This is a genomic window from Amycolatopsis sp. WQ 127309 (assembly GCF_023023025.1).
Classification (GTDB): Bacteria; Actinomycetota; Actinomycetes; order Mycobacteriales; family Pseudonocardiaceae; genus Amycolatopsis.
In genome coordinates this window covers 5,697,213-5,716,774 of the sequence record NZ_CP095481.1, presented here as the reverse complement: position 1 = coordinate 5,716,774, position 19,562 = coordinate 5,697,213, and the positions used below count along the sequence as shown (strand labels likewise).

Below are 19,562 nucleotides of genomic sequence, written 5' to 3'. Positions count from 1 at the left end.
GCGACGGTACCCACCCGTGAGCACCGGCCACAATGCGGGGGTGGCTGGTGGGACCCGCTTCCGAGGCCTGCTATTGGCCGTTTTCCTGCGGGTCGGCCAGCAGTTCGGCGACACGTTCGACCGCTTGGCGCAAAGCGGGTTGCTCCGGTCCGTGACGCAGCAGGTCACGGGACGATGCGGGCAACACACCAGGCAGTTCCGGGCCGAAAAGGGCCCGCAAATCGGCCACAGTGGCTCCCTGGGCCCCGAAACCGGGCGCCAGCACGGGTCCGTGGAGCCGCGAGAGATCGAGTTCGCCCGGCGAAACCGTCGCGCCGACGACGACGCCCACATCGCCGAACGGCTCCGCTCCGTCGTTGAACGCCGCCGCGGAATCGACGATTCCCTGTGCCACGGTGCGTCCGTCGGGCAGCCGCGCGTTCTGCACGGCCGCCGCTTCCGGGTTCGAAGTTCGCGCAAGCACGAAGACGCCGCGCCCCGCGGACACCGCCGTCTCCGCGCATTGGGCCAAAGAGCCGAACCCGAGGTACGGCGAAACGGTGATCGCGTCCGCCGCGATGGCCGCGCCGTCGGCCACGTACGCGGCCGTGTAGGCCGCCATCGTGGAGCCGATGTCGCCGCGCTTGACGTCCAGCAGCACCAGCGCGCCGGCTTCGCGCGCCGTTTCCACCACCCGTTCCAGCACCCGGACACCCGCGGCGCCGAAACTTTCGAAGAACGCCGACTGCGGCTTCACGATCGCCGTGTGCGCCGCCAGGACCTCGGTGGCGGACAGCGCGAACCGTTCCAGGCCCGAGACGTCCACCGGGAGCCCCCAGGCCTCGATGAGGCCCGGGTGCGGGTCGATCCCGGCGCACAGCGGACCGCGGGCCGCGACGGCCTTCGCCAGCCGCGCCCCGAACCTCTCCTGGGCGCTCACGACTTCGCCTTCAGCGCCGCCTGCAGCTCCTGCAGGGACTTGACCCCGATGTCGCCCCGGATCAGCGCCTCGATGCCGTGCACGGCCGCCGCGGCGCCCTGCACGGTGGTCACGCACGGGATGTCGCGCGACACCGCGGCGGTGCGGATCTCGTAGCCGTCGATCCGCGGGCCGCTGTTGCCGTACGGCGTGTTGATGACCATCTCGACGCCGCCCGCGAGGATGAGGTCGACGATGTTCGGCTCGGCCTCGCTGGAGCCCTCGTAGTGCTTGCGCACCACCGTGCAGGCGACTCCGTTGCGCCGCAGCACTTCCGCGGTGCCCGACGTCGCGAGGATCTCGAACCCGAGGTCCGCCAGGCGCTTCACCGGGAACACCAGCGAGCGCTTGTCGCGGTTGGCGACCGACACGAACACGCGCCCGGACGTCGGCAGCGAACCGTAGGCCGCGCTCTGCGACTTGGCGAACGCCTTGCCGAAGGAGACGTCGACGCCCATCACCTCGCCGGTGGACTTCATCTCCGGGCCCAGCAGCGAGTCGACGCCGTGGCCTTCGGGGGTGCGGAAGCGGTGGAAGGGCAGCACGGCCTCCTTCACCGCGACCGGCGAGTCGGCCGGCATCCGGCCGCCGTCGCCCTCGGCCGGGAGCACGCCGCTGCCGCGCAGGTCCTTGATCGTCGAGCCGGTCATGATCAGCGCGGCGGCCTTGGCCAGCGGCACCGCCGTCGCCTTCGACACGAACGGCACCGTCCGCGACGCGCGCGGGTTGGCCTCCAGGACGTAGAGGACGTCGTCCTTGAGCGCGTACTGGACATTGAGGAGCCCGCGGACGCCGACGCCGCGCGCGATCGCCTCCGTGGAGCGGCGGACGGCTTCGAGGTCGGTGTGCCCGAGCGTGATCGGCGGCAGCGCGCACGACGAGTCGCCGGAGTGGATCCCGGCCTCCTCGATGTGCTCCATGACGCCGCCGAGGTAGAGCTCCTCGCCGTCGTAGAGCGCGTCGACGTCGATCTCGATGGCGTCGTCGAGGAACCGGTCGACGAGCACCGGGTGGTCGGGGTTGATCTCGGTGGCGCGGCCGATGTAGCCGGCGAGGGTCTGCTCGTCGTAGACGATCTCCATGCCGCGCCCGCCGAGGACGTAGGACGGCCGCACGAGCACCGGGTAGCCGATCTCGTCGGCGATCCGCTTCGCGCCCTCGAACGACGTCGCGGTGCCGTAGCGCGGCGCGGGCAGCCCGGCCTCGCTGAGCACCTCGCCGAACGCGCCGCGGTCCTCGGCCAGGTGGATCGCCTCCGGCGGCGTCCCGACCACCGGCACCCCGGCGTCCGCGAGCCGCTTGGCCAGGCCGAGCGGGGTCTGGCCGCCGAGCTGGACGATCACGCCGGCGACCGTGCCGGACGCCTGCTCGGCGTGCACCACCTCGAGGACGTCCTCGAAGGACAGCGGCTCGAAGTACAGCCGGTCCGAGGTGTCGTAGTCGGTGGACACGGTTTCCGGGTTGCAGTTGACCATGACGGCCTCGAACCCGGCCTCCCGCAACGCGATCGCCGCGTGCACGCAGGAGTAGTCGAACTCGATGCCCTGGCCGATCCGGTTCGGGCCGGAGCCGAGGATGAGCACCTTCGGCTTCTCCGTCTGCGGCGCGACCTCGGTCTGCGCGTCGGGATCGGACTCGTAGGCCGAGTAGTGGTACGGCGTGTTCGCGGCGAACTCGGCCGCGCAGGTGTCGACGGTCTTGAACACCGGCCGCACGCCGAGGCGGTGACGCAGCGCGCGGACGCCGTCCTCGCCGGCCAGCTCCGGGCGCAGCGCGGCGATCTGGCGGTCGGCCAGGCCGGTGCGCTTGGCGCGGCGCAGCAGGTCGCCGTCCAGCACGGGCGCGTCGCGGACTTCGGCGCCCACCTCGCCGATGAGCGCGATCTGGTCGATGAACCACGGGTCGATGCCGGAGGCCTCGTGCACCTGCTGCACGGTGCCGCCCAGGCGCAGCGCGCGTTCCACTTCGTACAGGCGGCCCTCGTGCGGCACGCGCAGGGCGTCCAAAGTGGACTCCAGCGTGGCGCCTTCGGGGTCGGGCAGCGTCCAGAACCCGGTGGCCTTGGTCTCGATCGACCGCATCGCCTTGCCGAGCGCCTCGGGGAAGCTGCGGCCGAACGACATCGCCTCGCCGACGCTCTTCATCGTCGTGGTCAGCGTCGGGTCCGCGCCCGGGAACTTCTCGAAGGCGAACCGCGGGATCTTGACGACGACGTAGTCCAGCGTCGGCTCGAACGCCGCCGGGGTCGCCTTGGTGATGTCGTTGGTGATCTCGTCGAGCGTGTAGCCGATGGCGAGCTTCGCGGCGATCTTGGCGATCGGGAAGCCGGTCGCCTTCGACGCCAGCGCGGAGCTGCGCGACACCCGCGGGTTCATCTCGATGACGACCATCCGGCCGTCTTCCGGGTTGATCGCGAATTGGATGTTGCAGCCGCCGGTGTCAACGCCGACCGCGCGCAGCACGTCGATGCCGACGTCGCGCATCACCTGGTACTCGCGGTCGGTCAGGGTCATCGTCGGCGCGACGGTGACCGAGTCGCCGGTGTGCACGCCCATCGCGTCGACGTTCTCGATCGAGCAGACGACCACGACGTTGTCGCTGCGGTCGCGCATCAGCTCGAGCTCGTACTCCTTCCAGCCGAGGACGCTCTCCTCGATGAGCACCTCGGTGACCGGCGACTCGTCGAGGCCGGTGGACGCGAGCCGCTCGAGGTCCGCGGGCGTGTGCGCCATGCCGGACCCGAGCCCGCCCATGGTGAAGCTCGGCCGGATCACCACCGGGAGACCCAGCTCCTCGACGGTGTCGCGCACCTCGTCCATCGTGGTGCAGACGCGGGAACGCGGGGTCTCGGCCCCGACCTCGGCGACGATGTTCTTGAACTTCTGCCGGTCCTCACCGCGCTGGATGGCGTCGATGTCGGCGCCGATCAGCTCGACGCCGTACTTGGCGAGCACCCCGCGCTCGTGCAGCGCGACGGCGCAGTTGAGCGCCGTCTGCCCGCCGAGGGTGGCCAGGATCGCGTCCGGCCGCTCCACCGCGATGACCTTCTCGACGAAGTCCGGCGTCACCGGCTCGATGTAGGTCGCGTCGGCGAACTCGGGGTCGGTCATGATGGTGGCCGGGTTCGAGTTCACCAGGGACACGCGCAGGCCTTCGCTGCGCAGCACCCGGCAGGCCTGGGTACCGGAGTAGTCGAACTCCGCGGCCTGCCCGATCACGATCGGCCCGGAGCCGATCACCAGCACGTGCTGGATGTCCGTCCTCTTCGGCATCAGTTTCCTTCTTTCACCAGGCGCCGCAGACCGTCGCGGAAGACCTGAAAGCTCTTGGATCGGTTGTTCTCGATGTCCATGTGGGGCGCGATCTCGCTCGCCGCCCGGACCTTCTGGAGGCCCTTCCGGTGGTAGCCGTGCTTCTGCAGCACGTGCTCCAAGCCCTCCCACGCACCGCCGGAGACGTTCTCCGGGTCGCGGAACTTCGTCTGGCTTCCCAGGCTCGGAGGCACCTTGGGGTAGGCCGCGTGCAGCGCGGGCACGTCGCCGAGAAACCACGCTTCGAGTTCCTCGATCACGATGCGGAACAGCGTCGCGTCAGCGGGCAGCCCCGCTTCGCGCGCGATCTCGACAAGACGGTTCTTGAGCTCGGCGCAGTCGTCGTCATCCCGGTCGAGCAGGACCACGATCCGCAGGCCCGTTTCGGCCCAGTAGTACGTGTAGTCCCGGAGCCGGACGGGCAGCTTGCGCAGCAGATCGCTCTTCCCGTTGAAGGGAATGATCTCGAAGGCGATACCGGGAACGATCTTCGGGAGAAGAGTTTTCAGCGCCTCTTCCGCGGACGGTTCCTCGACGAGCACTTCGAGGCGGCTGGGAGCGAGAACGGTCACGGGCGCTCCCCGAGCGGGTCGCCGAACCGGAAGTACCCCTCGGTCCACAGATCGCCGAGTGCTCCCCCGGACTCGACCATGCGGACGACGCCCGCTTCGTCGGAGGCTCGTTTGACCTCGGCGTAGCCGTCGTGTCCCCGGTCGAACGTCCAGACCTCGTCCGGCCGCAACGCATCGACGAAGCGAGGCGCGTGAGTCGCGATGATGACCTGGTCGGCTCGCGCACCGCGCGCGTCTTCGGCGAGCGAATAGTGGAGGCGCGGGTGGACCTGGTTCTCCGGCTCCTCGATGAGAAGAACCGAGGCAGTCGTGCGCAAGGCCACCAGGTAGCCGAGCAGCAGCAGCGTGCCGTCGGAGATGTTCTCCGGGGCGATGAGGTCTTCCTTGCCCTGCTCGCGCAACCGAACGATCCAGGCGCCGTTGCCCTGCTGGAACGGTTCGATGTCTTCGAATCCCGGGACGTATTTCCGCAGCGAAGCTCGGATGGCCTCCCATTCGCGAGGGAGCCCGTCGCGGAGGCGCCGGACGATGGCCCCCACGTTCTGGCCATCAGGCTTGAGCCGGGACGTCTTGTCGTCCCTCGCACCTTTGCGCATTGCGTCAAGATTCAGGTCCGAGAGGCGAATCCCGGTTACGAACCGGTGGAATCTCTGGATCTCGGCGTCGCCGGCGAGCTGGCTCACCACGCTCACGCCGAGCAGGTCGGGGCCGGACAGGTCGAAGGTCTTCCACGCGGAAGCACGATCGACTCCGCCCACTCCCCGCTGGAAGCGCAGTAGGTCGTAAGGAGCCTCGGCACCCTCCGGCTGCCAGGTCAGCTTCTCCTCCGCCACGACCGGCTCGTCATCATCGTGCTCGATGACGAGCCGGTACACACCCACCGCGTTCACGATGCGGCAGGTCAGTTCGATCTCGACGGGACCGGCCGCGCCGTGAGTAACGATGTCGGTGGCACCCCCGCGCTCGTCCCATGTCGAGCGGAGCCCGCCACGGAGCGACTCGGCCAGGAAGTCCAGGGCGTCGAAGACCGTGGACTTTCCGCTGCCGTTCGGGCCCAGCAGCGCCGTCACCGCCGTCAGGCCGTCCAGCTCGACGTCCCGGAGTACCCGGTAGTTCCGGATCCGGAGCCGCTCGATGCCGGTCGTCAGCGTCACGACCGCTTCTCCATGAGCGTCACGAAATCGTCGAACAGGGGCGCCGCGTCGTGCGGGCCGGCCGCGGCTTCGGGGTGGTACTGCACCGAGAACGCCGGGACGTCGAACGCCCGCAGGCCCTCGACCGCGCCGTCGTTCGCGCAGTAGTGGCTTACCTGGGCCGCGCCGAAAGGCGACTCGAAGCGCTGCCCCGGCTCGCCTTCGAGGGCGAAGCCGTGGTTCTGCGCGGTGATCGCCACCCGCTTGGTCACGACGTCGATCACCGGGATGTTGATGCCGCGGTGGCCGTAGCGCATCTTGTACGTGCCCAGGCCGAGCGCGCGGCCCAGGACCTGGTTGCCGAAGCAGATGCCGAACAGCGGGATCTCGCGGCCGAGGACCTGCTTGGTCAGCTCGGTGGCGTGCACCGTCGTGGCCGGGTCGCCCGGGCCGTTGGAGAGGAACACGCCGTCCGGCTCGACCGCCAGGACGTCCTCCAAAGAAGACGTGGAGGGCAGCACGTGCACCTCGATGCCGCGAGCCACCATCTGGCGCGGGGTGTTGGACTTGATGCCCAGGTCCAGCGCCACCACCCGGAAGCGCGTCTCCCCCGCAGGCGAGACCACGTACGGCTGAGGCGTCGAGACCTGGCCGGCCAGGTCCGCGCCCTCCATCTTCGGGCTCGCGAGGACCTCGGCGACCATCTCCTCGACGGTGCCCAGCGCGTCACCGGAGAACACCCCGGCGCGCATCGCGCCGAGCTCGCGCAGGTGCCGCGTCAGCGAGCGGGTGTCGACCTCGGCGATGCCGACGATCCCCTGGTTCACCAGCTCCTCGTCCAGCGTCCGGCGAGAGCGCCAGCTGGACGGCGTGCGCGCGGGGTCGCGCACCACGTAGCCGTTGACCCAGATCTTCGCCGACTCGTCGTCCTCGTCGTTCCAGCCGGTGTTGCCGATCTGCGGCGCGGTCTGCACCACGATCTGCCCGTGGTAGGACGGGTCGGTCAGCGTCTCCTGGTAGCCGGTCATCCCGGTGCAGAACACCGCCTCGCCGAGGCTCCGCCCCCGCGCGCCGTACGCCGCGCCGCGGAACACCCGGCCGTCTTCGAGCACCAGTGCGGCCTGAGCGCGCGCGTTCACTGGGCACCTCCCTTGATCTTCAGCTCTTCGATCCAGTGTGGGTAGTCGTCGAGTTCGTCACCGCGGAAACCGGTGTCGAGCTCGGTTTCGCCGGCGCGCCAGGTGATGACCAGCAGGGCGTCGGTGCCCATCACCTTCCCGGCGATCTTCGAGTCCTGCCTGACCCCGGTGACGGCGTCGCGCGGGATCCAGAAGTCGGGGGCGCCGCCGCGTTCGACCGCGACGCCGCTTTCGTGCAGCCGCCAGACCGCGCCGGAGCGCAAGCCGGCGCCGCGGGTGACGACCCGGTTCTGCCACTCCCCCGCGATCGTCGTCGCGATGTAGACGCCGGTGGATTCGAGCAGGACCTCGCCGGGCTCGGCGGGGATCTGCTCGAACGGCGGCACCCGCACGCTCTGCGAGCGCGCTTTGCGGCGCCAGCCGAGGTACATGCCCCACAGGCACAGCAGGAAGAAGGCGACGATCGCCAGCACCAGCCACAGGCGTTCCATCAGCAGATCTTCCCGTCCCGGGCGGTGACCCGCCCGCGCAGCAGCGTCGCGGTCACCACGCTGGGCAGCCGCATTCCCTCGTACGGGGTGTTGGCCGCGATGCTGGCCAGCTCGGCACCCCGGACCGTCCACTCGGCGTCCGGGTCGACCAGGGCCAGGTTCGCCGGCTCGCCCACCGCGATCGGCCGGCCGTGGTCGGCCAGGTTCCCGATCTCGGCCGGCCGCTCGCTCATGACGCGGGCGACGCCGCGCCAGTCGAGCAGCCCGGTGCGGACCATCGTCTCGGCCACGATGGACAGTGCCGTCTGCAGCCCGAGCATGCCCGGCCGCGCGGCCGCCCATTCCGTGTCCTTGTCCTGCACCGCGTGCGGGGCGTGGTCGGTGGCGACGCAGTCGATGACGCCCTCCGCCAGCGCCGCCCGCAGCTTCTCGGCGTCCGATTGGGTACGCAGCGGCGGGTTCACCTTGTTCACCGGGTCGTAGGTCGCCAGGCGCTCGTCGGTGAGCAGCAGGTGGTGGGGCGTGACCTCGGCCGACACCTTCGTGCCGCGGTCCTTGGCCCAGCGCAGCACGTCCGCGGTGCCCGAAGTGGACACGTGGCAGACGTGCAGCCGCGCGTTGGCGTGCAGCGCGAGCAGGCAGTCGCGCGCCACGATGGACTCCTCCGCCGCGGCGGGCCAGCCGGTGTAGCCCAGCCGCGCGGCCTGCTCGCCCTCGTGCGCCTGGGCGCCGACGGTCAGCCGCGGCTCCTCGGCGTGCTGCGCGATGACGACGTCCAGCGCGGTCGAGTACTCCAGCGCGCGGCGCATCAGCAGCGGGTCCGCGACGCAGAGGCCGTCGTCGGAGAACACCTTCACCCGCGCCTGCGACGCCGCCATCGTGCCGAGCTCGGCGAGCCGCTCGCCCTTGAGCCCGACGGTGACGGCGCCGACCGGGTGGACGTCGACCAGGCCGACCTCCTGCCCGCGCCGCCACACGTGCTCGACGATCACGGCGTTGTCGGCGACCGGGTCGGTGTTGGCCATGGCGAACACCGCGGTGTAGCCACCGAGCGCCGCCGCGGCCGAGCCGGAGTCGATCGTCTCGGTGTCCTCGCGGCCGGGCTCGCGCAGGTGGGTGTGGAGGTCGACGAAGCCCGGCAGCAGAACCTGGCCCGCGGCTTCGATGATTTCGGCGTCTTCGGGGACGTCCACGGCGCCGATCGCGGTGATCACGCCGTCCTCGACGAGGACGTCGACGGGATCACCCTCGCCGTAGGGCCGGGCGCCCTTGATCACGGTGCTCACGCGGCGGCTCCTTCACTGGCCAAGAGGTGGTAGAGGACCGCCATCCGGACGTGCACGCCGTTGCGGACCTGCTCGGTGATGGCCGAGGCCGGGGAGTCGGCGACCGCGCTCGCGATCTCCATCCCGCGCAGCATCGGGCCGGGGTGCAGCACGACCGCGTGGTCCGGCAGCAGCTTCTGCCGCCGTTCCGAAAGGCCGTAGGCGATCGAGTACTCACGTGCGCTCGGAAAAAACCCGCCGTGCATCCGTTCGGCCTGGACCCTGAGCATCATCACCGCGTCGACCGCGGGCAGCTCGGCGTCGAGGTCGTGCGAGACGGTCACCGGCAGGCTTTCGACGCCGTAGGGCAGCAACGTCGGCGGCGCGACGAGCACCACTTCCGCGCCCAGGGCCGAAAGCAGGTGCAGGTTCGAGCGGGCGACGCGGCTGTGCAGCACGTCGCCGACGATCGCGATGCGACGGTCCTTCAAGGACCCGAGCCGCTCCCGCAGCGTCGCCGCGTCGAGCAGCGCCTGGGTCGGGTGCTCGTGGGTGCCGTCGCCGGCGTTGACCACCGACGTGCCGGGCTCGGCCAGCCACTCCGACAGCCGCTGGGCCGCGCCGCTGGCGGGGTGCCGGACGATCACGCAGTCGGCGCCCGCGGCGGCCAGCGTCAGCGCCGTGTCCCGCAGGGACTCCCCCTTGTTGACCGAGGAGCTGGACGCCGAGACGTTGATCACGTCGGCGCTCATCCACTTCCCGGCGATCTCGAACGACACCCGGGTGCGCGTCGAGTTCTCGTAGAACAGGGTGATCACGGTGCGGCCGCGCAGCGTCGGCAGCTTCTTGACCTCGCGGCCGAGCAGCGTGTGCTTCAGCTCGTCGGCCGTGTCCAGCACGGCCGTGGCCAGCGCCGGGTCGAGCCCGTCCGTGGCGAGCAGGTGCTTCACGAATCTTCTCCAGGGACTTCTTCGCTTGCGCGGAGCAGCACCGAGTCGCGGCCGTCGATCTCCGCCAGCAGGACCGACACGCCCTCGGTGCGGGCGGTGGGCACGTTCTTGCCGACGTAGTCCGCGCGGATCGGCAGCTCACGGTGACCTCGGTCGACGAGCACCGCCAGCTGCACCGCGCGGGGGCGGCCGTGATCACGGAGGGCATCGAGCGCGGCCCGGATCGTGCGGCCGGAGAACAGGACGTCGTCGACCAGGATCACCACCCGGTCGTCGATCCCGCCGGGCGGCAGCTGCGTCTGCTCGAGCGCGCGGGGCGGGCGGCGGCGCAGGTCGTCCCGGTAGAGGGTGACGTCGAGGGCGCCGGTCGGCGGGCGTACTCCGGAGAACTCGCCGATCTTGCCGGCGAGGCGGGTCGCGAGGGGGGTGCCGCGGGTGGGAATTCCCAGCAACACGGGCGGGGTAGTGCTTTCCGCACCGTTCGCGGTCTTTTCGATGACCTGATGGGCCATTCGGGCGATCGTGCGCGCGACGTCGCCGGCCGTCAGGAGCTCGCGCTCCCCGGCCGAACCAGCCGCGTCACGGGGTCGTGACGACACTGCGGACTCCTTCCCCGCCTCACCGGACGGGTCCTTAAAGGACGTCTGTTCCCCTGCTGGTCGGGGCTTTCGCACCGACAGTAGCAGGCACTTTGCTCAGCCTTACGGGTGGTGTGGCGTGATTCGCGACAAGCTGCTGCTTGACCTGGTGACAACAATGCGTAACCATTACTCTGAGTATTCGACTCTCAGAGTCCCCTGGACCGGTCACCTCGACCGGGAAGGGGGTGAAGAACGGAGAACGACCAGATGGGCGATTACGCCAAGGCGCTCGGGGCCAAGCTCCGCGGGATCCGCCAGCAGCAGGGCCTGTCCCTGCACGGGGTCGAGCAGAAGTCCGGTGGGCGCTGGAAGGCCGTCGTCGTCGGCTCGTACGAGCGTGGCGACCGTGCCGTCACCGTGCAGAAGCTGGCCGAGCTGGCCGACTTCTACGGCGTACCGGTGGTCGAGCTGCTGCCCGAGGGCCGGGTCCCGTCCGGCGCGGAGCCCGCAACCAAGATCGTGATCAACCTGGAGCGCCTGCAGCAGCTGCCGGCGGAGAAGGTCGGCCCGCTGGCGCGCTACGCGGCCACCATCCAGAGCCAGCGCGGCGACTACAACGGCAAGGTGCTCTCGATCCGGACCGAGGACCTGCGGTCCCTGGCGATCATCTACGACATGACGCCGGGCGAGCTGACCGAGCAGCTCATCGACTGGGGTGTCCTGCCGCCCGAGGCCCGTCCCGCCAAAGAAGACTGATCCACTGTGTGCTGCCGACGCAGTGAGCGTTCCCCGGTGGGGCACCGGAGACGCTCACTGAGCCGTCGGGGGGCATCAGCACACCAGTGTTCTTCCGTCAGAGCACCGCGCGCAGGCGGTCGGCGATCGTGCCGATCCGGCCCAGCACGCCGTTGACGAAGCGCGGCGAGTCGTCCGTGGACAGTTCCTTCGCCAGGCCGACGGCCTCGTCGATCGCGACCGGGTCCGGCACGTCCTCGGCCCAGAGCAGCTCGAAGACCCCGACCCGCAGCACCGCGAGGTCGACCTTCGGCATCCGCTCCACGGTCCAGCCCTGCGCGTGCTCGGCCAGCAGCTCGTCGATCTGCGCGCGCCGGGCGGTGACGCCCTCGACCAGGCTGATCGTGTAGTCCCCGATCGGGTCGACCTCGGTCGCGCCGACGCGGTCGGCCAGCAGCGTCACCGGATCGGTGTCGCGCTGCGCGGCCTCGTAGAGCATTTCCACGGCACGGCGGCGCGCCTGCCTGCGGCTGATCGCGCCGCCGCGGTTCGGGTGGGGCTTCGACGTCGGCATCAGCTGGAGACGCGGCCCAGGTAACGGCCGTCGCGGGTGTCGACCTTGATCTTCTCGCCGGTGGACAGGAACAGCGGGACCTGGATCTCCGCGCCGGTCTCCAGCGTCGCCGGCTTGGTGCCGCCGGTGGAGCGGTCGCCCTGCAGGCCCGGGTCGGTGTGCTGGATCAGGATCTCGACCGAGGTCGGGAGCTCGATGTAGAGCGCCTCGTTCTCGTGCACCGCGACCTGGACCTCGGTGTTCTCCAGCATGTAGTTGGCGTTGTCGCCGACGACCGCGGGCAGCACGGTGATCTGGTCGTAGGTGTCGCCGTCCATGAACACGAAGTCCTGGCCGTCCTTGTACAGGTAGGTCATGTTCCGGCGGTCCACCGTGGCCGTCTCGACCTTCGTGCCCGCGTTGAACGTCTTGTCGACCACCTTGCCGGTGAGCACGTGCTTGAGCGTCGTGCGCACGAAGGCACCGCCCTTGCCCGGCTTCACGTGCTGGAACGCGGTGACGGTCCACAGCTGGCCCTCGAGGTTGAGGACGAGCCCGTTCTTCAGGTCGTTGGTCGTGGCCACGAGCTTGCAGTCTCCTGTGTCGATCTTCGGGTCGATCTTCGGTTCGGGGCCGCCGTCAGACGACCACGAGGTTCTTGGTGCTCAGGGTGAGGAGTTCGGGTTCCCCAGCCCGCACGACGAGCGTGTCCTCGATGCGCACGCCACCGCGCCCCGCGAGGTAGACGCCGGGTTCGACGGTGACCGCCATACCGGCGGACAGTGTACCGACGCCCGTGGCGGCGAGACTGGGCGCCTCGTGGATCTGCAGGCCGACGCCGTGTCCGAGGCCGTGCGCGAAGTGCTCGCGGTGACCCGCGTCCGCGATCACCTTCCGCGCCGCGGCGTCCACTTCGGACACCTCGGCGCCCGGCGCGACGGCGGCGGCCCCGGCCGCCTGCGCGGTGTGCACGAGGTCGTAGACCTCCCGCTGCCAGTCCGCGGGCTCGCCGAGGACGAAGGTGCGGGTCATGTCCGAGTGGTAGCCGTCGACGGTGGCGCCGAAGTCCAGCTTCAGGAAGTCGCCGCGCTTCAGCTCGGCGTGGGTGGGCCGGTGGTGCGGGATGGCCGAGTGCGCGCCGGTGGCCACGATCGAGGCGAAGCTCGGCCCGGTCGAGCCGTGCTCCAGCATCCGGTTCTCCAGGTCGCGGGCCACGTCCAGCTCGGTCCGCCCGGGCCGCAGGCCGCCGGTGGCCACCAGGTCGTCGAGCGCGCGATCGGCCGCGGCGCACGCCTGCCGCAGCGCCTCGACCTCGGCTTCGTCCTTGACCAGCCGCAGCCGCTCGACCAGGCCGGGGGTCCTCGTCAGCTCGACGTGCTTCCGGAGGTCTTCGTACTCTTCGACGCTCACGTGCTGGCTCTCGAAGCCGACCTTCCAGTCCTTGGCGACGCCCTTGACGAGCGCGGCGGCACTGGCCCGGTCGACGACCGTCTCGAGGTCGGGCACCTCGGCGGCGGCCTGGGTGGTGTAGCGGCCGTCGGTGCAGAAGAGCGTCTTGCCGTCGCCGCCCGCGTACAGCAGCACGGCGGCGTTCGAGCCGGTGAACCCGGTGAGGTAGCGGATGTTCAGCAGGTCGGTGACCAGCAGCGCGTCGAGGCCCGCGTCGGTGAGCGAGTCCCGCAGCGCCGCGCGGCGGCGTCCATGGGTTTCAGGCACTTCCCCACCCTAGTGGGGGCGGGGTGGGACCTTCGTCGGTTCCGTCCCCGGCCTCGCGCCGGCCGCTAAGCGACTCGCCAGTAGGCGGCCTAGAATCCGCAGGATGAGTGCCTGGGTGTTGCGCGGACTCGGGATGGCGGTGCTGCACGGCGCGGCCATCACCCTGCTGGCCAAGTACGCGGTCTACCACCCCACGGACCAGACGCTGGTCATCTCGATCGCCCTCGCCGTGCTCGTCGGGGCCGCCGCGCTGTGGAGCGCGCTGGACGCCTGGCGCGACCTGCCCGAGCGCGGCAAGGTCTGGTTCATCTCGGCGCTGATCGCGGGACCGGTCGCCGGGATCCTGTACGTCATCGGCCGCGCGGTGTTCGTGGACCAGACGGGCGTTTCCGAACTGGGCGGCGCACTGACGGGCGGTGCCGCGTTCTCGGCGTTGCTGGTGCTGATCCCGGCCGGGCTGGGGTTGTTCGTCGGCGCCCGCATCGGCGGCCGCACGCAGCCTGAGGACGCCGAGTCCGACGCGGCCGAGCCCGCTGCCGCCTCCCGCCGCGTTCGGTCCGGCCGCGCTGGATCCGCCGATGCCGAACCGGTCGCCGCTCGCTCCGGGCGCCCGCGGCCCTCCGAACCCGGCAGTACACAGACCGGCCAGTCCGCCGACGCTCCCCGCCGCCCACGGCCCGGCCGCGGTCGACTCGGCGACGCGGAAGCCGAGACCACGCAATTCAGCCGTGTCCCAGCCGATTCCGCCGAGTCCGGCAGTGCGCCTCGCCTCTCTCGGCTCAGCCGGGGCAGCCGTGGCGAGGCCGGCACCGCCGAGTCCGATGTTGCCGAATCCGCTGGTGCTCAAGCCGGGCGGCCCAGCCGCGGCCGCCCCGGCGAGGCAGACGCCAGCACCGCTGAATCCGGCGTGGCCGAATCCGCCGGTGCTCAAGCCGGGCGCCCACGGCCCGGCCGCGCTCGGTCCGGCACTGACGAGCCCGCCGGCACTCCGCCCGGCGCGGCCGAGTCCGCGAGTACTCAGGCCGTCAGCATTCGGCCCGGCATTGCCGAGTCCGTCGGTGCCCAGGGCTCGCGGCCCACCCGAGGACGTCCCGGTGAGGCCAGCACCACCGAACCCGGCACCGCCGAGTCCGCCGATGCTCAGCCCGGGCGGCCCCGTCCCGGGAGGGCCCGGCTCGGCCGTCCGCAACCCGGCGTCGCGCCGTCTCCCCGGGTTCAGCCGCCGAGTGAGGGGCCCGGCGCGTAGCCGTCCCACTGCGCCGTCGTGACGGTGTGCGGTGGTGAGCCGTTGTTCAGCGCCACGCCGCCGTCCGGTACCCGCCACAGGCGGTGGTCGTCGAGGACCAGCGCGAACCCGCGTCCCGGTGTCTGCACCGCTTCGGCGCCCGAGCCGAGCCGCGCCGCGACCGGCAGCACCGCCACCGCGGGCGGCGCCTTGTCCAGCAGCTCGCCGGCCAGCGAAAGCGCCACCACGCGCCGGTCGACCCGCACCCGCTTGCCGGCCCGGACCAGGTCCATCGTCCGTTCCGGGGACGGCATGGTGACGCCGTCGAACGTCGCGGCCACCCGGCCGGGGTTCCCGCAGGCCTGGCTGCCGAGCAGGTCGAGGCCGTAGTGCCGCAGGCCGGTCGGCGCGGCCGCCCCGCCGATCGCGGTGGCGCGCACGACGTCGAACGGCACCCGGTCGCACGGGTCGGCCGTCGACAACGGCGCGTGACCGTCCGAGCGGCGGACCAGGCCCGGCCCTTCCTTCCACGGCCCGGCGATCACGACCGGCTGGAACGGGTGCTCGGTGAAGTCGGCCGTCCAGAACGTGAGCGTGGTGCCGTCGTCGGTCTCGTGCGCGATGACCCACGCGTCGAGCGCGCCGGCCCACATCAGGTCCGCGCTGAAGCCGTCGACCACCGAGCGCGTGCGCGGGGTGGCGGTCGACGCCACCGGCACGAACCCGCCGACGTCGAGCGCCTGCACCCCGGCGGCGAACGCCGGGTCGTGCGAGCGGAGCACGAACTGCCCGGCGCCGTTCCAGCCCGCCGCGCGGCCGGTGGTGTCGGTGAACATCAAGTAGAACCAGCCGTCGAGGTAGACGGCCGAGGGCTGGCCGGCGCCGTAGACGTTGGCGCGGTGCACGTCGTGCGACGGCCCGAGGATCGGCTTCCCGCCGGCCGCGCGGGTCCAGTGGACGCCGTCGGGGCTGGTCGCGAGCCCGACGGCGTTGCCAAGCGCGTGGTCGCCCGCCGCGCCGGTGTAGTAGAGGTAGTACGTCGAGCCGACGCGCAGCACCGACGGGTCGCAGGTGTGCATGCCGTCGAAGTTCCCGGGCGCGCCGGAGAAGACGGCGGCCGGGATGCCGCCGCCGGGCCCGGTGAACGGGCCGTCCATGGACTGCGCCTGGGCGTAGAGGATGTCGTCGCCGGGCGGGCCGGCGCCGCCGTACTGGCTGCACCACCACATCCGAGTCTGCCCGCGGTCGAGCATCACGGTGGGCCCGTAGTTGTAGACGGCATCCGCGCCCCCGGCGGCGATCACACCGCCACTCTGCCGGGGGTCACCCGAAGCGAGCTTGACATCGGTGGGCCGAGACGGGTCGGTGGTCTGCCCCCCCGCGATGGCGGGCTTGTCCCCGGCGGCTTGAGGCTGGGCGTAACCCTCGGTACAGCCCGCGAGCAGGAGCCCGGCCAGCACGCCGGCGAGAAGGGCACGAGCGGGTCGCCGACCCCCACGACGAAACGGGCTCACGACGCCGAAGTGTAGCGAGACTCAACCCACCCGAGTGAGGACACTCCCTGTCGACGGTCCCCCGATCGCGGTCGGTTGACGCTTGAAGATCGTTCGTCACAAGCCTCTCGCCAGCGGTTTTCGATCACCGGTCCGCGGACGGTCGCCGGTCCGGCCAGGTCACGACGCTCGATCGGCGGCCCCATCAACCGGACCGGCCTCGCCGAGGTGCGACGCCCTTTGGCAGACCATCTTGTCCTCGGGCTCGATGGGCGGGCATTCGCCACCTGCCCCAGCGGAGTCATGCACCGGGCAGACGGCTGTCCCGTCCGGAGGGCCAGGTCGATTCCCTCGGCCGGTGGCCTTCAATCGCCTGCTCGGCCGGGCCACCATCTTGGCGGGCGGGTTAGCCATCTTGCCGTCCACGGCGCCCGGCCGCCTGCGGCGCCTGGCCGACAGAGCCACTCCCCTGGCCCGCAGCCGTCGCCGCCCAAGTCACTTCTCCTGGCCGGCGGCTTTCGTCCCTGTCGCCGCCGACCCACTTCCTCGGCCAGCGGCATCCGTCGCCAACCCGCGCCACTACCTCGGCCGACGACCTTCATCGCCTGCCGGAGCCGCGCCACTACCTCGACCGACGGCATCCGTCGCCAACGAGAGCTATTTCCTCTGTTCGCGCTGAACCCGGCCGCCCACGCTTGCGGCCCGCGCGCCGCTGCAAGCCGCCCGCCGCTCTTGACCAGCGGCCTTCATCGCCTGCCGGAGCCGCGCCATTTGCCTTGACCGGCGGACTTGCCACCTTGCCGACCACGGCGCCCTGGCCGCCTGCGGCACCTGGCCGAACGAGCAACTCCCCTGCCCGGCGGCCGTCGCCGGCACAGGTCACTTCCCTTGGCCGGCAGCTTTCGTCGCCTGCCGCCGGGCCGCTTCCCTTAGGCGGTGGGGGTTTGCCATCTGACCGCGCGCGACACCCGGCCGCCGGGTGGCTGGGTCAGTTTCGTTTGGGTGGTGGGCCTTCGATCGCGACCAGTTCGACCTCGAAACCGGCGTTGTTCTCCAGGTAGGCCGCGTAGTGGGCGTCGCCGCCCGCGTGTGGGTAGCGGTCCTCGAACAGCGGGCTCCAGCCGTGGTCGGGCGCGCGGGCCGCCAGGTCGTCTACCTGCTTGCGGGTGTCCACGTGCAGTGCCAGGTGGTTCAAGCCGGGGCGGGTGCGCTCGTGGTTCGGCGCGCTCATGGCGGGTGATGCCTCGACCACCAGGTAGGTGGCACCCAGGCGCCAGCTGACTCCGGCGGGCCAGCGCTGGAACTCGCGCCAGCCCAGTTCGGCCAGCAGCCAGCCCCAGCTCCGCTCGGCCGCCGCGAGGTCCGGTACCCACAGTTCGATGTGGTGCGGGCGCCCGTGGGTGGCGGGCAGCGCGACCAGCACGCGGTGCAGGTCGCCGTAGTGGACGCCGCTGCCGACGTCGAGGAAACCCAAGCGCCCGGCCACTTTCCGGCTCGCCGCGTTGTTCTCGTGCACCAGCGCCCAGACCGCGGGCAGGCCGAGGCCGTCGAGCCCGTGGTCCAGCACCGCGCGGGCGGCCTCGGACGCGAGGCCCTGTCCGGCGTGCGCGCTCGCGACGTAGTAGCCCAGCTCGGGCACGCCGCCCGGCAGTTCGGACGACGGGCGCAGGTGCGCGACGCCGATGACCTCGCCGTCGCGCTCGATCACCCAGTGGCCTTGGCCGGCCGGGCCGTCGTAGGCCAAGCGGCGGTCCACCATGCCGCTCGCCGCGGCCGGGTCGGAGAAGTCCGCGGCGAAGTAGCGGCTCATCTCCGGGTCGGAGAACACCTTCACGACGCTCTCGCGGTCGGCTTCGACCAGCGGCCGCAGGGTGAGCCGCGCGGTGGTCAGCGTCGGCAAGCTCATGCCGGGTGGGCGGCGAGCCAGCGCAACGCCAACGGGTAGCCGTCGACGCCGAGGCCCGCGATCACCGCCGTCGCGATGTCCGACAGCACGCTGTGGTGCCGGAACTCCTCGCGCTTGTGGACGTTCGAGATGTGCAGCTCGATCAGCGGCGCGGACAGCTGGGCGGCGGCGTCGCGCACCGCGATCGAGTAGTGCGTCCAAGCGCCGGCGTTGAGGACCACCGGGTTGCCGCCGTCGGCGGCTTCGTGCAGCCAGCCGACCAGTTCGCCTTCGTGGTCGGTCTGCCGGACCTCGACCTCGATCCCGAGTTCCTCGCCGGCTTTCACGCACAGCGCGGCGAGGTCGTCGTGGGTGGTCGAGCCGTAGACCGACGGCTCGCGCTTGCCCAGCCGCCCCAGGTTGGGGCCGTTGAACACGAACGCCTTCACAGCAGCACACTCCCGCCGTTCTTCGGAGCGTCGGCGGCGATCGACGAGTACGCGGCCGCGAGCAGTGAAGGATCCGGGCCCTCGAGCCTTCCGGGTTTGCCGAGGCCGTCGAGGACGACGAACCGCAGCACGCCGGAGCGGGTTTTCTTGTCGCCCTTCATGGTTTCCAGCAGCTGGGACAGCGCGTCGGCGTCGTACGTCGTCGGCAGCCCGAGCAGCTTCAGGACGGCCGCGTGCCGCTCCGCCGTGGCGTCGTCGAGCCGCCCGGCCAGCCGGGCCAGCTCGGCGGCGAACACCAGGCCGACGCTCACCGCGGCGCCGTGGCGCCACCGGTACCGCTCGCGGCGTTCGATGGCGTGACCGAGCGTGTGGCCGTAGTTGAGGATCTCGCGCAGGTCGGACTCGCGCAGGTCGGCGGCCACGACGTCGGCCTTGACCTGGATGGACCGGCGGACCAGCTCGGCCAGCACGTCGCCCGTCGCGTCGAGCGCCGCTGCCGGGTCGGCCTCGATCAGCTCGAGGATCCGCGGGTCGGCGATGAAGCCGGTCTTGACGACCTCCGCCATCCCGGCGACCAGCTCGTTCGGCGGCAGCGTCTCCAGCGTCGCCAGGTCGACGAACACCGCGCTCGGCTCGTGGAACACCCCGACGAGGTTCTTGCCGGCCTCGGTGTTGATACCGGTCTTGCCGCCGACGGCGGCGTCGACCATGCCCAGCAGCGTCGTCGGCACGTTGACCAGCCGGACGCCGCGCATCCAGGTGCCCGCGACGAACCCGGCGAGGTCGGTGACCGCGCCGCCGCCGAGGCCGACGACGACACCGCGCCGGTCCAGCCCCATCCGGCCGAGCACCTCCCAGCAGAAGCTCGCGACGGTGAGGGCCTTGCCGTCCTCGGCGTCCGGGATCTCCACGCGGTGCGCGTCGAGGCCGGCCGCGACCAGCTCCTCGCGGATGGCCTCGGCGGTGGTGGTCAGCGTCGGCGGGTGGATCAGCGCGATCTTGGAGGCGTCGGCCAGCTGCGCGGTGAGCTCGCCGAGCAGGCCGCGCCCGACCACGACGTCGTAGGGGCGGGCGGTGGCGACGGTGATGCGCACCGGTTCGGACAC

Annotated in this window: 17 protein-coding genes and 1 pseudogene; 2 read left to right on the top strand and 16 right to left on the bottom strand. The window is 71.3% G+C overall.

The window, feature by feature from the left end; translation table 11 throughout:
- Positions 1 to 70 precede the first annotated feature (70 nt).
- The 9 genes from pyrF to pyrR are packed head-to-tail and all read right to left on the bottom strand — an operon-like array spanning position 71 to position 10,418.
- Complete coding sequence (gene pyrF / locus MUY22_RS27000) at positions 71 to 919, bottom strand: orotidine-5'-phosphate decarboxylase (protein WP_247049142.1); 849 nt, start codon at positions 917 to 919, stop codon at positions 71 to 73.
- Entirely contained in the window at positions 916 to 4,230 is a 3,315-nt protein-coding gene (gene carB / locus MUY22_RS26995; RefSeq protein WP_247049141.1) for a carbamoyl-phosphate synthase large subunit, read from the bottom strand. Before carB ends, pyrF begins: the two co-directional genes overlap by 4 nt.
- On the bottom strand, positions 4,230 to 4,841 hold the full coding sequence (locus tag MUY22_RS26990; RefSeq protein ID WP_247049140.1) for a DUF4276 family protein: 612 nt from the start codon (positions 4,839 to 4,841) through the stop codon (positions 4,230 to 4,232). Before MUY22_RS26990 ends, carB begins: the two co-directional genes overlap by 1 nt.
- Entirely contained in the window at positions 4,838 to 5,995 is a 1,158-nt protein-coding gene (locus tag MUY22_RS26985; RefSeq protein ID WP_247049139.1) for an AAA family ATPase, read from the bottom strand. Before MUY22_RS26985 ends, MUY22_RS26990 begins: the two co-directional genes overlap by 4 nt.
- Positions 5,992 to 7,113, bottom strand: coding sequence for a glutamine-hydrolyzing carbamoyl-phosphate synthase small subunit (gene carA / locus MUY22_RS26980; RefSeq protein WP_247049138.1), 1,122 nt, complete (start codon positions 7,111 to 7,113; stop codon positions 5,992 to 5,994). Before carA ends, MUY22_RS26985 begins: the two co-directional genes overlap by 4 nt.
- Positions 7,110 to 7,604, bottom strand: coding sequence for a transporter (locus tag MUY22_RS26975; protein WP_247049137.1), 495 nt, complete (start codon positions 7,602 to 7,604; stop codon positions 7,110 to 7,112). The genes carA and MUY22_RS26975 overlap by 4 nt, the downstream gene beginning before the upstream one ends.
- A complete protein-coding gene (locus tag MUY22_RS26970) occupies positions 7,604 to 8,890 on the bottom strand; it encodes a dihydroorotase (protein WP_247049136.1) in 1,287 nt (428 codons plus the stop codon). The genes MUY22_RS26975 and MUY22_RS26970 overlap by 1 nt, the downstream gene beginning before the upstream one ends.
- Complete coding sequence (locus MUY22_RS26965) at positions 8,887 to 9,819, bottom strand: aspartate carbamoyltransferase catalytic subunit (protein ID WP_247049135.1); 933 nt, start codon at positions 9,817 to 9,819, stop codon at positions 8,887 to 8,889. Before MUY22_RS26965 ends, MUY22_RS26970 begins: the two co-directional genes overlap by 4 nt.
- Positions 9,816 to 10,418, bottom strand: a complete 603-nt coding sequence (gene pyrR / locus MUY22_RS26960; protein ID WP_256474682.1) for a bifunctional pyr operon transcriptional regulator/uracil phosphoribosyltransferase PyrR — start codon at positions 10,416 to 10,418, stop codon at positions 9,816 to 9,818. The genes MUY22_RS26965 and pyrR overlap by 4 nt, the downstream gene beginning before the upstream one ends.
- 249 nt (positions 10,419 to 10,667) lie before the next feature.
- Between pyrR and MUY22_RS26955 the strand changes: the two genes are divergently transcribed.
- Positions 10,668 to 11,156, top strand: coding sequence for a transcriptional regulator (locus tag MUY22_RS26955; protein WP_020422358.1), 489 nt, complete (start codon positions 10,668 to 10,670; stop codon positions 11,154 to 11,156).
- Between the two features lie 97 nt (positions 11,157 to 11,253).
- Here the strand turns inward: MUY22_RS26955 and nusB are convergent, their stop codons facing one another.
- Genes nusB through MUY22_RS26940 form a run of 3 tightly spaced genes read right to left on the bottom strand, consistent with a single transcriptional unit; the run spans position 11,254 to position 13,404 of the window.
- Positions 11,254 to 11,709, bottom strand: a complete 456-nt coding sequence (nusB, locus tag MUY22_RS26950) for a transcription antitermination factor NusB (RefSeq protein ID WP_247049134.1) — start codon at positions 11,707 to 11,709, stop codon at positions 11,254 to 11,256.
- A complete protein-coding gene (gene efp, locus MUY22_RS26945) occupies positions 11,709 to 12,272 on the bottom strand; it encodes an elongation factor P (protein WP_247049133.1) in 564 nt (187 codons plus the stop codon). Before efp ends, nusB begins: the two co-directional genes overlap by 1 nt.
- Positions 12,273 to 12,327: 55 nt before the next feature.
- Positions 12,328 to 13,404, bottom strand: coding sequence for a Xaa-Pro peptidase family protein (locus MUY22_RS26940; protein WP_247049132.1), 1,077 nt, complete (start codon positions 13,402 to 13,404; stop codon positions 12,328 to 12,330).
- 133 nt (positions 13,405 to 13,537) lie between these two features.
- On the opposite strand from MUY22_RS26940, the pseudogene MUY22_RS26935 reads away from it, so the two are divergent.
- Positions 13,538 to 13,942 (top strand): annotated as a pseudogene (locus tag MUY22_RS26935) (B-4DMT family transporter); the annotation flags it as partial.
- 677 nt (positions 13,943 to 14,619) lie between these two features.
- Here MUY22_RS26935 and MUY22_RS26930 read toward each other — a convergent pair.
- From MUY22_RS26930 to aroB, 4 genes are all read right to left on the bottom strand, one after another.
- On the bottom strand, positions 14,620 to 15,933 hold the full coding sequence (locus tag MUY22_RS26930; protein ID WP_247049131.1) for a beta-xylosidase: 1,314 nt from the start codon (positions 15,931 to 15,933) through the stop codon (positions 14,620 to 14,622).
- Positions 15,934 to 17,110: 1,177 nt separating this feature from the next.
- Positions 17,111 to 18,028 carry a GNAT family N-acetyltransferase gene (locus tag MUY22_RS26925; protein WP_247049130.1) on the bottom strand — a complete coding sequence of 306 codons (918 nt, stop codon included), beginning with the start codon at positions 18,026 to 18,028 and terminating at the stop codon, positions 17,111 to 17,113.
- Positions 18,025 to 18,456, bottom strand: a complete 432-nt coding sequence (aroQ, locus tag MUY22_RS26920; RefSeq protein WP_247049129.1) for a type II 3-dehydroquinate dehydratase — start codon at positions 18,454 to 18,456, stop codon at positions 18,025 to 18,027. The genes MUY22_RS26925 and aroQ overlap by 4 nt, the downstream gene beginning before the upstream one ends.
- Positions 18,453 to 19,562, bottom strand: coding sequence for a 3-dehydroquinate synthase (gene aroB, locus MUY22_RS26915; RefSeq protein WP_247049128.1), 1,110 nt, complete (start codon positions 19,560 to 19,562; stop codon positions 18,453 to 18,455). The genes aroQ and aroB overlap by 4 nt, the downstream gene beginning before the upstream one ends.

Coding starts and splice junctions, on each gene's coding strand:
- carB (WP_247049141.1), bottom strand. CDS start 4,230: ATGCCGAAGAGGACGGACATCCAGCACGTGCTGGTGATCGGCTCCGGG.
- MUY22_RS26975 (WP_247049137.1), bottom strand. CDS start 7,604: ATGGAACGCCTGTGGCTGGTGCTGGCGATCGTCGCCTTCTTCCTGCTG.
- MUY22_RS26955 (WP_020422358.1), top strand. CDS start 10,668: ATGGGCGATTACGCCAAGGCGCTCGGGGCCAAGCTCCGCGGGATCCGC.
- nusB (WP_247049134.1), bottom strand. CDS start 11,709: ATGCCGACGTCGAAGCCCCACCCGAACCGCGGCGGCGCGATCAGCCGC.
- MUY22_RS26925 (WP_247049130.1), bottom strand. CDS start 18,028: ATGAGCTTGCCGACGCTGACCACCGCGCGGCTCACCCTGCGGCCGCTG.